General features: G+C 35.9%; 12 protein-coding genes, 1 tRNA gene and 1 riboswitch. Of the genes, 4 read left to right on the forward strand and 9 right to left on the reverse strand.

The genetic code is table 11. From position 1 onward, the window contains the following. Positions 1-9: 9 nt before the first annotated feature. The 3 genes from thrA to QWY87_RS10355 form a co-directional block, all read right to left on the reverse strand. Positions 10-3,429 carry a bifunctional aspartate kinase/homoserine dehydrogenase I gene (thrA, locus tag QWY87_RS10345; protein ID WP_290290881.1) on the reverse strand — a complete coding sequence of 1,140 codons (3,420 nt, stop codon included), beginning with the start codon at positions 3,427-3,429 and terminating at the stop codon, positions 10-12. Positions 3,430-3,542: 113 nt separating this feature from the next. Further along, a riboswitch (SAM riboswitch) is annotated at positions 3,543-3,654 on the reverse strand. A gap of 108 nt (positions 3,655-3,762) precedes the next feature. Beyond that, a complete protein-coding gene (locus QWY87_RS10350; RefSeq protein WP_290290883.1) occupies positions 3,763-5,037 on the reverse strand; it encodes an O-acetylhomoserine aminocarboxypropyltransferase/cysteine synthase family protein in 1,275 nt (424 codons plus the stop codon). Between the two features lie 354 nt (positions 5,038-5,391). Further along, complete coding sequence (locus QWY87_RS10355) at positions 5,392-5,796, reverse strand: DM13 domain-containing protein (protein ID WP_290290885.1); 405 nt, start codon at positions 5,794-5,796, stop codon at positions 5,392-5,394. A gap of 225 nt (positions 5,797-6,021) precedes the next feature. Here QWY87_RS10355 and metK point away from each other — a divergent pair, with 225 nt between their 5' ends. The 3 genes from metK (at position 6,022) to QWY87_RS10370 (ending at position 8,945) form a co-directional block, all read left to right on the forward strand. Further along, the gene (gene metK, locus QWY87_RS10360) at positions 6,022-7,275 is read left to right on the forward strand and encodes a methionine adenosyltransferase (protein WP_290290887.1); all 1,254 of its coding nucleotides are present in this window, start codon (positions 6,022-6,024) and stop codon (positions 7,273-7,275) included. A gap of 181 nt (positions 7,276-7,456) precedes the next feature. Beyond that, positions 7,457-8,245 (forward strand): hypothetical protein, encoded by a 789-nt coding sequence (locus tag QWY87_RS10365; protein ID WP_290290889.1) that lies wholly within the window; start codon positions 7,457-7,459, stop codon positions 8,243-8,245. A gap of 85 nt (positions 8,246-8,330) precedes the next feature. After that, complete coding sequence (locus tag QWY87_RS10370) at positions 8,331-8,945, forward strand: deoxynucleoside kinase (protein WP_290290890.1); 615 nt, start codon at positions 8,331-8,333, stop codon at positions 8,943-8,945. Positions 8,946-9,133: 188 nt separating this feature from the next. Here the strand turns inward: QWY87_RS10370 and QWY87_RS10375 are convergent, their stop codons facing one another. From QWY87_RS10375 to QWY87_RS10400, 6 genes are all read right to left on the reverse strand, one after another. Then, the gene (locus tag QWY87_RS10375; RefSeq protein ID WP_290290892.1) at positions 9,134-9,598 is read right to left on the reverse strand and encodes an ExbD/TolR family protein; all 465 of its coding nucleotides are present in this window, start codon (positions 9,596-9,598) and stop codon (positions 9,134-9,136) included. Positions 9,599-9,604: 6 nt separating this feature from the next. Continuing rightward, positions 9,605-10,231 carry an ExbD/TolR family protein gene (locus tag QWY87_RS10380; RefSeq protein ID WP_290290894.1) on the reverse strand — a complete coding sequence of 209 codons (627 nt, stop codon included), beginning with the start codon at positions 10,229-10,231 and terminating at the stop codon, positions 9,605-9,607. 6 nt (positions 10,232-10,237) lie between these two features. Then, positions 10,238-10,705: a hypothetical protein gene (locus tag QWY87_RS10385; protein ID WP_290290895.1), complete on the reverse strand. Its 468-nt coding sequence runs from the start codon at positions 10,703-10,705 to the stop codon at positions 10,238-10,240. A gap of 7 nt (positions 10,706-10,712) precedes the next feature. Further along, positions 10,713-11,432 (reverse strand): MotA/TolQ/ExbB proton channel family protein, encoded by a 720-nt coding sequence (locus tag QWY87_RS10390; protein WP_290290896.1) that lies wholly within the window; start codon positions 11,430-11,432, stop codon positions 10,713-10,715. A 78-nt stretch (positions 11,433-11,510) separates the two neighbouring features. Beyond that, a tRNA-Ser gene (locus tag QWY87_RS10395) sits at positions 11,511-11,597 on the reverse strand. Positions 11,598-11,670: 73 nt separating this feature from the next. Next, on the reverse strand, positions 11,671-12,702 hold the full coding sequence (locus QWY87_RS10400; RefSeq protein ID WP_290290908.1) for an asparaginase: 1,032 nt from the start codon (positions 12,700-12,702) through the stop codon (positions 11,671-11,673). Positions 12,703-12,764: 62 nt separating this feature from the next. On the opposite strand from QWY87_RS10400, the gene QWY87_RS10405 reads away from it, so the two are divergent. Further along, on the forward strand, positions 12,765-13,442 hold the full coding sequence (locus QWY87_RS10405; protein WP_290290910.1) for a zinc metallopeptidase: 678 nt from the start codon (positions 12,765-12,767) through the stop codon (positions 13,440-13,442). Positions 13,443-13,485: the final 43 nt, after the last annotated feature.

Raw genomic sequence — 13,485 nt, forward strand, 5'->3', positions numbered from 1 at the left:
ATCAAATTTTTAAACTGCTTTTTCTGTTAATCTTAATATATCCCCAAATACACCTCTTGCCGTTACTTTTGCTCCCGCACCGGCACCTTGAATTACCAATGGTCGTTCACCATATGATTCTGTATATATTTCAAATATTGAATCAGAACCCTGTACCTGACCTAAAGAACTATTCTTTGATACAGAAACAAGCTTTACTTCCAATTCTCCTTTGCTTTTACTTAGATCACCGGCCAGCACCCCAACATATCTCAATACATGGTCTGCTTCCTGCTCATCTTTCTTTTTTTGATATTCATCATTCAATTCTGAAAGTCTGCCTAAGAAATCCTTTGCACTGCCTTCTCTTAGGTTTTCAGGTATTAAATTTTGAATTTGAACATCATCAAACTCATTTTCAAGGTCAAGCTCTCTTGCTAAAATCAATAATTTTCTGGCTACATCATTGCCGCTTAAATCTTCTCTGGGATCAGGTTCGGTAAAGCCTTTGTCTACCGCCTCTTGAAGAATCACGCTAAAATCTTTATCCTGTTCAGAAAAATTATTGAATAAATAGCTTAATGAACCTGAAAACACACCGTTGATTCTTGTAATATTTTCTCCTGAATGATGCATCAATTTAATGGTATCCACCAAAGGCAAACCTGCTCCTACATTGGTCTCATAGAGGTAATTCTTTTCATTTCTCTTTAAGGATGCACGCAACTCCTTATAGAAAGAAAAGTCTACTGTATTACCAATCTTATTTGAAGAAACCAAATCAAACCCGTTTTCAACCAAAGGAATATAGTTTTTAATAAAGTCAACACTGGCCGTATTATCCACAGCAATAAGGTTTTCCAAATGATTGTTTTTTGCAAATCCAACCACGTCATTAATGGTAAATCCATCTTTATCCTGACTTGCCAAAGCCGCCTGCCAATCATTATTGATTCCATCCTTATCGAGCAATAATTGTTTAGAATTACTCAAGGCAAAAATGTTGATATTGATATTTCTCCTTTTTAGAATATCTGCCTTACTATGCAAGATTTGTTCTATCAAGGTACCTCCTACCAAGCCAACACCAAATATGGCAACGTTGATATTTGCTGAAACGCCAAAAATCTGACCGTGAATTACGTTTACAGCCTTATTGAGGTCTTTCTCTTCCAAAACCAGACAGATATTGTCTCCGCTTATGGTATTATTGATTAAAATAGGTTTAATCTTATTGATCGATAAAGCGTTATAAGACCTATGGAAATTTGACAAGTTCTGACCAATAATCGAAACAATCGAAAGCTCATCTTTTACATAGATCCTGTTAACATCCTTCATTTTTATATCAAGCGCAAATTCCTGTTCAAGGATTTCTTTTGCTATTTGGGCATCATTTGAAGCCACTACAAAACCAATTCCTCTTTCAGATGACCCTTGTGAGATGATATTCACATTGATACCTCCTTTACTAAGTGCCGTAAAAATTCTGGCATCCACCCCTATCTTACCAAGCAATCCGCGGCCTTCTAAATTAATCAGCGACACATTGTTTTGAACGGTCACTGAACGTATCCCTTTTTTGGTAGCATGTGACTTGATCAATGTTCCTCTATTCTCTTTGTCAAAAGTGTTTAACAGACGTAGTGGAATATTTTTCTCTACTAAAGGAATAATAGTTTTTGCATGAAGAATATTAGCTCCAAAACTCGCTAATTCATTTGCTTCCTGATAGGTAAGCTCTTCAATCATTTGTGCATTCGCTACTAAGTCTGGATTGGCTGTGTAGATCCCGTTAACATGGGTATAGCTTTCTAGTTCAGCTGCGTCTAAATAATTAGCAAATAATGATGCAGAATAATTACTGCCGTTACGTCCTAAAGTGGTTGTTTCGCCTTTGCTGTTAGAAGCGATAAAACCAGTTACAAGTTGTAAAGCATGGCCATTATCGGCAAAATGTTTTTTTACATTTTCCTTAGAAACGTCTTCTAGAACTAAGGCCTCGCCAAAATTACTATCTGTTTTAATCAACTTTCTTGAATCCACAGCCTTGGATGGAATCCCTTTGTTATTCAATAAGGAACTCAGTAATTTAACGGATAATACCTCTCCTTGAGCCAGTACCCTATCCTTTATTTTTTCACTACAATCTCCAAGTAAGGCAACACCTTCAAAAATTTGATCTAATAAATTATACTCATGCTCAAAATCCAATTCTGGAGCTGGAACTTTCTGGTATTCCTTAAAGGTTTTAAAATCCTCTTTATACGGTATGCCTGCTTTGGCTTTTTCTAAGATACCTTCTAGAAGATCAGTAGATCCTCCTCTGGCTGAAAGGACAACCACAAAATTATCATTGTCATTGGCTTTTTCAGAAATGATGTCTATTACTCTCTCAAGTCCCTCTCCATTTGCCAAAGAACGGCCACCAAACTTTAATACTTTGATTCCCTTCTTTTTTAAACTTCTCGTTTTGGGTTGGGTAAAAATGGGGCTCAATATTTTTTCAAGCTGCTCAAATTCAATTAAAAAGGCATCATGACCATGAATCGATTTGATTTCTTCATAATTGTTCTCTACCCCAGCTTCATTGAGCAATTTTTGAGTTTCTTTATTCTCTTTGGGTACAAAGAAAAAATCAGAATCTACGCCTACCTGAAAAACCTTAGATTTAATCTGGCTTGCTACTTCATTGAATGTACCTCTGTTTCTGGTAATATCCACAGAACTTAAAAGGTGATTCATCATCTTATAAGTTGGCAATGAGAATCGGTTTTCTAGCTTTTCACCGTGATGCAATAACCAGCTCTCAGTGTTAAAATTACCGTGCTCTTCATTTCTGGTTCTATTAAATTTTTCTTTAAAAGAATCTGCTGTTCTGTAAAACAACATGGCCATCATTCTCGCATCGTGAACAGGCTTACTAGAATTTGACAAGATTTGTTGTTGTGTTTTATTATGGGCTAAAATCCAATCCGAAGCCTTCCAATCTGAAGCAACGGGTATTAAATTTTCAATTAAATCAGGAAACAAAACTGCCATTTCCCAGGCAACACTTCCTCCTAACGAACCTCCTATAGCCGCATATAGTCTGTCAATTCCGATTTTTTCAAGCCCAAACCCAAATAACCTTGCAATATCTCTTGCATTAAAATCTTCATAATTATCGATTCTGTTTGCCTCAACTTCATCAAATCCATTTCCTGGAATATTAAAAGCGATGATGGTATATTTACTGGTATCGATTAATTTTCCCAGACCAATTAGTGAATTCCACCAGCCTTCATCTCCAGCCACATTTGAATTTCCAGTAAGTGCATGATTCACTAATACAACAGGTGCTTTTCCGAGTTCCTGACCAAATAATTGGTACGACAGGGCAAACTCAAGATAGAAATATCCTGATTCTGTGGTAAAATTATCAAGGTTTATATAATGTAAATGCTTCAACTTCTTCACTATTTAAGTTTATGTTTTGACACCAAAAATATTGGCATCAGATTAATAAAGTTTTGTAAGAAATTGTGATAAAAAAAGGAAAAAGTAGCTGTTCAAATGCTTATGAGTTATCTTTCCTAATAGGTAGAATTTAGCACCTTCTTTTAATTGACTTCTCAATTTAAAAGGGTTGCTAAGGCTTCGCAGGGTCTATCCCTCCGCCTTTCTTTATAACAATATCTTATTTTAATGAACTTTTTGCAAAGAAACATAATTATTCAATGCAATACAATAAAACGTTTATAAAAGTTACCGATCCAAACCCCAGATCGGTAACTTTTTTATCTATAGACTTTTGAAAGCGTTCTCTAAATCTGACTTCAAATCATTGATATCTTCTATTCCTACTGATAGTCTTATCAAATCTTGTCCTACACCAGCATCAGCCTGCTGTTCTGCAGTCAATTGTTGATGTGTAGTACTGGCAGGGTGGATAATCAGAGATTTTGTATCTCCGATATTCGCTAAAAGAGAAAATACTTCTGTTGCGTCTGTAAATTTCTTAGCTGCTTCAAAACCTCCTTTGATTCCAAAAGTGACAATCCCACTTTGCCCTTTTGGCAGATACTTATCTGCTAATGCCTTATACGGACTGCTTTCTAAACCTGGATAATTTACCCATGCCACTTCTTCTCTTCCTTCTAACCATTGTGCTAATTCCAATGCATTCTCACTATGCTTCTTAATCCTTACGGTTAAGGTTTCCAAACCTTGAATAATCTGAAATGCATTAAACGGGCTCAACGCTCCGCCAAAATCTCTCAATCCTTCCAGAATCAATTTGAAAGTATAAGAAGCATTTCCTAAAGCTTCGTGATAAACTAAGCCGTGGTATCCAGCTGAAGGTTCAGTAAATTCTGGAAAATTACCGTTAGCCCAGTCAAAATTACCCGCATCAACAATAACGCCCCCTAAAGAATTTCCTTGACCGCCTATATACTTTGTAAGCGAGTGAATTACAATATCGGCTCCATGTTTAATCGGATTCAATAAAGCCGGAGTGGCTACAGTATTGTCAACTATAAAAGGAACTTTTGCTGCCTTGGCCTGTTTTGAAATCGCCTCCAAATCAAGTACATCTAATTTAGGGTTACCCAAAGACTCAACAAAAAAGGCCCTTGTGTTGTCTTGAACAGCAGTTTCAAAATTCGAGGCGTCTGAAGCATCAACAAATGTTGTTGTGATGCCTAGTCTTGGCAAAGTCACGTTTAACAAGTTGTAGGTACCTCCGTACAAGCTGCTCGAGGCCACGATATGGTCTCCTGCTTTTAATAAAGTTAATAGTCCTGTTGAAATGGCCGATGTTCCGGATGCAAAAACAACTGCTCCGATACCACCCTCTATTGCCGCTAATCTATTTTGTAAAATGTCATTTGTTGGATTATTCAATCGGGTGTAAATAAACCCGAGTTCTGCCAAAGAAAACAAATTGGCTGCATGATCAGTGTCGTTAAAAACATAGGATGTAGATTGATAAATGGGTACCGCTCTTGTTCCTAAAGTCTGTGTTGTATCATGCCCTGCATGTAATGCTTTGGTAGAAATATGTTGCTCGCTCATAATATAAATTTTTGATTGTTTAGTGTCTTATGTTTAAAAAATTGTCCATTTTAATCAGGTATTGCCAAAGGGACACAAAAATAAGTTATTTTTTATCAACGTAATTGGCAATACCTTATCATTTTGTTAAATTTTTCCATTTTATATTTTTTTTCTTGTTCAACGTTTCATTTTCAGTTTAAGTCAAAAAAAAACCTCTGATTTTCATCAGAGGTTTTTATATATATGATCAATTAAATTATAGCATACAAATCCTCTGCGTAATATTACGCATCATCATTTTTACCATATTTAATTTAATGTTCTTCATTTATTTCGACAGCAAATATATAAATTAATTTTAAATTTCTATACTTACTTTAATTCAGCATGTCCAAAACTAACCGAAAAGTCAACACACCAAACGACAACATATTTGTATTTTTCAATATCAGTTCCGGCAGGAATCGCATAATTATAATCGCCATCCAAACCCTTTAATTCTCCCAGATCAACATATTCTTGCGAATCAACTTCAGTAGACAAATACAACAGTAATAGAGGCCCATCATCCGTTTTAAAATCTTTTAAGGCAAGGTTTGTTATGGCCTCATTCACCGTGGCCGTTCCGCTCGTGGGATGGGCATCGCTCACAAAAACTCCTTTGGGCGCTTCCATGGTATTACCTCCAGAATTTATTAAGTCCCCCATGTCGTTATCATCTGAATCGCAAGCTACCATCACAGTAAGCAACAATAAAACATAAAATATTCTTTTCATCAATTTAGATTTTAAAACCTATAGACGATGAAAGGTGTAATCCTTACAAAAAAATTTATTTATCAAAATCTTCATTCTATGTTTTTAAATTTGTTTAAATTTGCAACTTATAATCCAGAGGAAAAATTTGAACTGATTGCAACCTCCTTAAAAAATGCTAAAGCAGTAATACTACTTTAGCTCTATAGGTCAACATTTCAACTTCCTTTTTAAAAATTGACAATTATGTCTTATTTATTTACGTCTGAATCTGTGTCTGAAGGGCATCCTGATAAAGTAGCAGATCAAATTTCTGATAGTCTTCTAGACAATTTCTTAGCCTTTGATCCGGATGCCAAAGTGGCTTGTGAGACCATGGTAACCACTGGTCAAGTAGTATTGGCAGGGGAGGTTAAAACAAAAACATATATCGACGCACCAATAATCGCCAGAGAAACCATTAAAAGAATTGGTTATACTAAGGGTGAATATAAATTTGAAGGCGAAAGCTGCGGCGTTATCTCATTGATTCATGAACAATCACAGGATATCAACCAAGGTGTTGACAGAGGAGCGGAAGAAGAACAAGGTGCCGGTGATCAAGGGATGATGTTTGGATACGCAACAAACGAAACCTCTAATTACATGCCTCTTGCCTTAGATCTAAGCCATAGATTATTAAAGGTTCTTGCTGAGCTTAGGCGTGAAAATGATGCGATCAACTATTTACGCCCTGATGCTAAAAGTCAGGTTACAATAGAATATTCTGATGAAGGAGTTCCTCAACGAATTGATACTATAGTGCTATCAACACAGCATGATGATTTTGATGAAGATGAACAAATGCTAGCTAAGATTAAGGAAGATATTGTATCAATCCTTATCCCTAGAGTTGTTGCTGACTTACCTGAGAATATTCAATTATTATTTAACGATCAAATCAGGTATCATATTAACCCAACAGGAAAATTTGTTATTGGTGGGCCTCATGGAGATACGGGTTTGACCGGAAGAAAAATTATTGTTGATACCTATGGTGGTAAAGGAGCTCATGGTGGTGGCGCTTTTAGTGGTAAAGATCCTAGCAAAGTAGATAGGTCTGCGGCATATGCCTCAAGACACATCGCAAAAAATATGGTGGCCGCCGGTTTATGTGATCAGGTATTGGTTCAGGTTTCATATGCAATTGGGGTTGCAGAACCAACCTCAATTAATGTAGAAACATATAATACTTCTAAATCAAACAAATCTGACGGAGAGATTTCTAGAATTATCGAAGGCATGTTTGACATGAGACCAGCAGCAATTGAAAAAAGGCTTAAACTCAGAAATCCTATTTACAGCGAAACTGCTGCATATGGTCATATGGGAAGAACTCCAGAAGTAGTAACCAAACATTTTTCTTCACCATATTCTGGTGAAAAATCAATTGAAGTAGAGTTGTTCACCTGGGAAAAACTTGATTATGTAGACAAAATTAAAGAGGCCTTTGATCTTTAAACAAAGGCTTTATTACAATATTTAATTAAAGAGATGGACTATGATCATAGTCCATCTCTTTCTTTTTACAGAAGATCTTGCTTTCAACATATTGAAGTTTGTAATTCTCATACAATCGTCTTACATTTCACAAAGCAAGTCAATAAGAGGCTAGTTTAACGTCAACCCATAGAACAAGGCCATGAAAAGCATTCTATTTATTACTTTTTGCTTCTTTAGTTTAGCTATTCAGTCTCAAGAATTAACCACAAAATTACATGCTAAAAAAGCACTTGAAGCTGATTCATTTATTGGGGTTGATGAGTTTCAAAGTATGTACTTTATAAAAGATAATATCCTTTATAAAAAGACTTCAAAACAATTATTTTCTTACAGCAATGTTGGCTTAGGAAAGCTTAGCAGCGTCAACATTCAGAACCCATTTAAAGTTATCTTGTTCTATGCCGAATTTAATGCCGCTATAATTCTTGACAATAATTTAAATGAATTAACGCAAAAAATAGATTTCACAAAAGAAACACTATTCAATAATGTGGCTTTTGTTACAGGAGCTTCTCAAAACAACATATGGTTGTATGCAGATGACAACAAGCTTCACCTATACGATTACCGAAATTACACTGAGGTACTTCAAACGCAGCCGACAACATTTTATGATCCGGATTTTCTACCTAAAAATATCGTTAGCACTTATAAAAAGATATGGATACTTTCTTTAAATTCTGTTCTTGAATTTAACGAATATGGCATCTATACACAGTCATTTGATCTGAAGGATGTTGAACAGATTTTTTCCTTTCAAAAAGGTTTTGTCTTTTTTAAGAAGCGAAACTTTTTCTATCAGGAGACATTCAGCATCATTCCTATTCGCTTAGATTATGAGGATACTATTGAATCCATTTACATAAACAGCGCTTACATTTTCATATTTGATGGCAAAACCGTTTATCAATACCAAATAATACGGTGAAAGTTGCTTTAAATGGTCGATATAAGCTAGATTTTTTTTAATTTCGCTTTCCATTGCTAATTACTAAAATCAAACTAAGAAACCCATGCATATCGCTATAGCCGGAAATATTGGAGCAGGAAAAACAACTTTGACAAGTTTATTGGCTAAACATTATAAATGGGAACCTCATTTTGAATCGGTTGCAGAAAATCCTTACCTGGACGATTTTTATGGATCAATGGAAAGATGGTCATTTAATTTACAGATCTATTTCTTGAATAGTAGGTTTCGTCAAATTCTTGAAATCCGTGAAAGCGGTAAAAACATCATTCAAGACAGAACCATTTATGAAGACGCACATATTTTTGCGCCTAATTTACATGCTATGGGCCTGATGACCAATCGTGATTTTAGCAATTACGAAACCCTTTTTGATTTAATGGAAAGACTTGTTTCTCCTCCTGATCTGATGATCTATTTAAGAGCGAGCATTCCGACGCTTGTTGGACAAATACACAAGAGAGGAAGAGATTTTGAGAATACCATTAGCATAGACTATCTAAGTCGTTTAAATGAACGCTATGAAGCCTGGATCACTACTTATAAGAAAGGGAAACTTCTTATTATTGACATTGACAATTTGAACATAGTCGATAACCCTGAAGATCTAGGATCAATCATTGACCGTATTGACGCCCAGATTCACGGTTTATTTTAATTTCTTTTACAAATAAATAACACTCCAATATTTCTGAAGGGTACAAAACCGAACCCCTCGGAGGTGAGCACCTCACCTGCGAACCCCTCGGAAGTGAACCCTTCACCTGCGAACCCTTCGCGAATTATTAAACCAAAAAAAAACTCTCAATTTCTTGAGAGTTTTTTCTAACTTAAATTATAACTAAATTATTTTACGTTGTCCATTACATCACCCTTCAACGTCGAGTAATTAATCTTAAGAGCATTGATGTTTCTCAATTCTTCTTTGATATCCGTAATGGTACCTACATTTGATTCAATATCTGCTTTAATGGAGGTTGTCAAAAGAGGAATCTCATCTTCAGGATGTGTTTCTCTTTCAGCAAATATAAAATACTTAACGTCTTTTACATCTGCAATTCGATCATTCAATTGAATTTTATCTCCATTCTGATCTTTAACCTTTCCTACATAAATATAGCTTACCAAACTTTTACGCTCCAGTTTCTTAATCTCTGTAGCTTTCGGTAATTGAGGTTTTTTGATCTTCAGTTCTGTCTCACGCATTACAGTTGTAACCATGAAAAAGAATAATAGCATGAATACAATGTCAGGTAAAGATGCTGTTGATATACCTGGCATTCCTTTTTTCTTCTTTTTAAACTTCGACATAAGAAATTACTTTGTAGGTTCTGCTTCAGAAATAATTTGAGGATACTTCCCCTTAATTAATTTAATTCTTTCGTTCAGCGTTTCGTTTTTCTGACTATTCTTCTGATCTTTCAACATCTGGGTATATGAAATCCCATACATTTTTTCAGATAATCTGTTTCTTAATTCAGTGTAGGCTCCAACTAATTCATTCTGAACCGCAATATAGGTACCATAAGAAGTTCCTCTATCACTCTCTAATGAAATAATAGCTTTGTTCGGATGATCAGATGATGCCGGATCTTTCGCTCCTTCACACCAATCACATTCAGCTGGCTCGGCTCCGTCTATAGGGTTACCCATTCCTCCACCATTGTCTATGAACTTAACCGCTTCTTCACGAATCTTATCGATCGTCATAAATGTCTCACCTTCTACCAAAATATCATTATTACGGTTTACTGTAACAACAAACACGTTTTTTTCTTTCAATTTTGGTGGATCAGGCATGTCTTCCGGCTGCTTTTCAGGTAATTTCCTGCTAATCCCAGTGTCCACATCCATCGTAGTTGTTACTAGAAAGAATATGAGCAACAAGAAAGCAATATCGGCCATTGACCCTGCATTAATTTCCGGTGATTCTCTTAATGCCATAATTTTTTATTTTGTTGAAAATAATGATTTTACAAAATCGAATAAGAAGAATCCAAGTCCTATTGCTCCTAGTATCATTGAGTACCATATTCCGGTACTAACCCACTTAGAAGTACTTCCTGCTTCTCCGTCTTTAATAATGTTTCCAGACATATTCAATGTTGCTTCGTCTGTAGCCATCATATATGAAACCAATAACAAAAACCCTAAGGCTGCTAAAGAGATCAATGTTTTCTTAAGTAATTTAGGCTGTCTTACCAGGTTCCACAATGAGAACACAACAGCTATAATTGTCGTGATGTACAAAATGACCTTCGCAAATGATACAAAAGGAGAAACAAGACTATTTTGCAAGTCTAGGCTCTCTTTTACAGAATCATCGCCTTCCATAATTATCCTCGCTAGGAAATAGATCGCAATCAAACCGATCAAACCTGATACAAGTGATAATATCTTTGATACTTTACTATTCATAATTCTTTTATTTATTTCTGATCAAAAGATCGACCAATTTAATAGATGCGTCTTCCATGTTATTTACAATACTATCAATTTTAGAAATGATGTAATTATAAAAAATTTGAAGAATAATCGCAACTACTAAACCAAATACAGTTGTCAAAAGTGCTACTTTAATACCACCTGCTACAACCGCTGGAGAAATATCACCTGCCGCTTCAATAGAGTCAAATGCAGAAATCATACCAATTACTGTTCCCATGAACCCAAGCATTGGAGCAAGAGCAATAAATAAAGACAACCAAGAAACATTTTTCTCTAATAGTCCCATTTGAACACCACCATAAGCCACAACGGCTTTTTCAGCAGCATCAACTCCTTCATCCATTCTATCTAAACCTTGATAAAAGATTGACGCAACAGGTCCTTTTGTGTTTCTACAAAGTTCTTTTGCAGCTTCAACACCACCAGTTCCGATAGCTTCTTCTACATCATTAACCAGCTTTTCAGTGTTAGTTGTAGCCATGTTTAGATAAATGATTCTTTCAATGGCTATAGCCAGACCTAAAATCAAAGTTACCAATACAATCCCCATAAAGAAAGGACCACCTTCAATAAATCGCTGTTTCAAAACTTGATGAAAAGTTTTTTCAGCCACTGGTTCTGTTTGTGCATAAATGTTTTGAACTGAGCTCAATAACATCAATCCTGTCATCGCAAGGATAGTAAATACTTTTTTCATTTGTGTAAATGTTTGTTATTTAAATTTAGTTAACGGGTTTAAAGATATAAAAATTTTAGAACATAAGAACATCTTGCGCGGAGAGAAAGGGATTCGAACCCTTGTTACAATTTCTCATAAACACGCTTTCCAAGCGTGCGCCTTAAGCCACTCGGCCACCTCTCCAAAATGTCAAAAAATTTTATATGAACGGCAAGTAACAAAAAATTATTTACTTGTAAAAACTTTTAGTTCAAAACTAGTTCATTTCTCCACGCAGAGGCGTCTCAAATAAAATTTTAAACTTTTTAGACGGGGTCTTCTTTCCGAGAAGTAATTTTAATTTAGCTACCGCAGATTCTGTTGTAATATCCTTTCCACTTATCACTCCTGTCTTTTTCAAATGAACACTTGATTCGTAATGCCCCATCATGACACCGCCACTAACACATTGCGTAACATTGATGACAGGAATCCCTTTATCTATGGTAGTTGAAAGTATTTCAGTAAACCATTCAGCTGTGAGCGCATTACCGGCACCATAAGTCTCCAATATGACGCCTTCAAGATCCGGGCAGTTCAATATATGCCTGACTATACTTTCGCTTATCCCGGGAAATAATTTCAATATGAGCACTTTTGCATCAAAATTTTTGTTGAGCATCAATGGCTTTGATTTATCCGCGCGAATCAACCAGGGTTCGTTAAAATTTAAATGAACACCGCTCTCTCCTAAGTTTGGGTAATTAGCTGATTCAAAGGCCTCAAACTGTTCAGAACTTACCTTTGTAGTTCGGTTAGCACGATATAATTTGTATTCAAAATACAAGCCTACTTCCTGAACTATGGCCTGCCCGTTTTGCTGTGCGGAAGCTACTTGAATAGCAGTGATCAAATTTTCTTTAGCATCCGTTCTTAAATCTCCTATTGGTAATTGAGAACCTGTAAATATAACTGGTTTACTCAAGTTTTCAAGGATAAAGCTCAAGGCTGAAGAAGTGTATGACATGGTGTCAGTGCCTGTTAAAACAACGAAACCATCAATATCTTCATAGCGGCTTTCAATGATTTCTGCAATTTTCATCCAGTACTCTGGAGACATATCCGAGGAGTCAATAGGATTCGGGAAAGCTGTGGTTTCTATCTTACAGTCTAGCAATTTCAACTCCGGAATCTTAACTTTGATATTCTCAAAATCAAAAGGCTTGAGGGCATTTGACTTATAATCCTTGACCATTCCAATCGTTCCACCGGTGTAGATCAATAAAATATCTGGCACTTTATTTTCCATAAAAAATATTTAGCATGCTTTTTGATATAAAAGTATCAATTAAAACTTTATAAAAAATTAATATGAGTGGTTCTTTTTTATTGATTATTGTCATTGGTTTATTCGGAATGTTTGTTCAAAGCCGTTTAAAAAGTAAGTTCAAAAAATACTCCAAATTACATTTACAAAATGGTTTGAGTGGTAAAGAAATTGCTGAAAAAATGCTTGCAGATAATAACATTTATGATGTAAAAGTCATTTCTACTCCTGGCAGCCTAACTGACCACTACAATCCTCAAAACAAGACTGTTAACCTAAGTGAACCCGTCTATTCTGAGAGGAATGCAGCTGCGGCTGCGGTGGCGTCTCATGAGTGCGGACATGCAGTTCAACACGCCCAAAGTTACGCTTGGCTTCAATTGAGATCAAGGCTCGTTCCTGCAGTAGGTATTTCTTCTAAATTTGCTTCAATATTGCTCATCGTCGGTATTTTTACAGTAGAAGCCTTCCCTCAATTATTGCTTTTAGGAATAGTATTGTTTGCTGCTACAGTAGTCTTTACAATTGTTACCCTCCCAGTTGAATATGACGCCAGCAACAGAGCGCTTGCCTGGTTAGACGAAAAAAACATGGTCACAGCTACTGAGCACGATGCTGCAAAAGATGCGCTGAAATGGGCTGCCAGGACTTATGTCGTTGCCGCTCTAAGCTCTATTGCTACATTGCTATACTATGTCAATATATACAGCAGTAGGAGTTAGGATACGATACGCTGAGGTGATCGGAAGTGAGGTGATCGGAGGT

The organism is Lutimonas halocynthiae (assembly GCF_030409835.1).
Classification (GTDB): Bacteria; Bacteroidota; Bacteroidia; order Flavobacteriales; family Flavobacteriaceae; genus Lutimonas; species Lutimonas halocynthiae.

Coding starts and splice junctions, on each gene's coding strand:
- QWY87_RS10350 (WP_290290883.1), bottom strand. CDS start 5,037: ATGAGCGAGCAACATATTTCTACCAAAGCATTACATGCAGGGCATGAT.
- QWY87_RS10355 (WP_290290885.1), bottom strand. CDS start 5,796: ATGAAAAGAATATTTTATGTTTTATTGTTGCTTACTGTGATGGTAGCT.
- metK (WP_290290887.1), top strand. CDS start 6,022: ATGTCTTATTTATTTACGTCTGAATCTGTGTCTGAAGGGCATCCTGAT.
- QWY87_RS10365 (WP_290290889.1), top strand. CDS start 7,457: ATGAAAAGCATTCTATTTATTACTTTTTGCTTCTTTAGTTTAGCTATT.
- QWY87_RS10370 (WP_290290890.1), top strand. CDS start 8,331: ATGCATATCGCTATAGCCGGAAATATTGGAGCAGGAAAAACAACTTTG.
- QWY87_RS10375 (WP_290290892.1), bottom strand. CDS start 9,598: ATGTCGAAGTTTAAAAAGAAGAAAAAAGGAATGCCAGGTATATCAACA.
- QWY87_RS10380 (WP_290290894.1), bottom strand. CDS start 10,231: ATGGCATTAAGAGAATCACCGGAAATTAATGCAGGGTCAATGGCCGAT.
- QWY87_RS10385 (WP_290290895.1), bottom strand. CDS start 10,705: ATGAATAGTAAAGTATCAAAGATATTATCACTTGTATCAGGTTTGATC.
- QWY87_RS10390 (WP_290290896.1), bottom strand. CDS start 11,432: ATGAAAAAAGTATTTACTATCCTTGCGATGACAGGATTGATGTTATTG.
- QWY87_RS10400 (WP_290290908.1), bottom strand. CDS start 12,702: ATGGAAAATAAAGTGCCAGATATTTTATTGATCTACACCGGTGGAACG.
- QWY87_RS10405 (WP_290290910.1), top strand. CDS start 12,765: ATGAGTGGTTCTTTTTTATTGATTATTGTCATTGGTTTATTCGGAATG.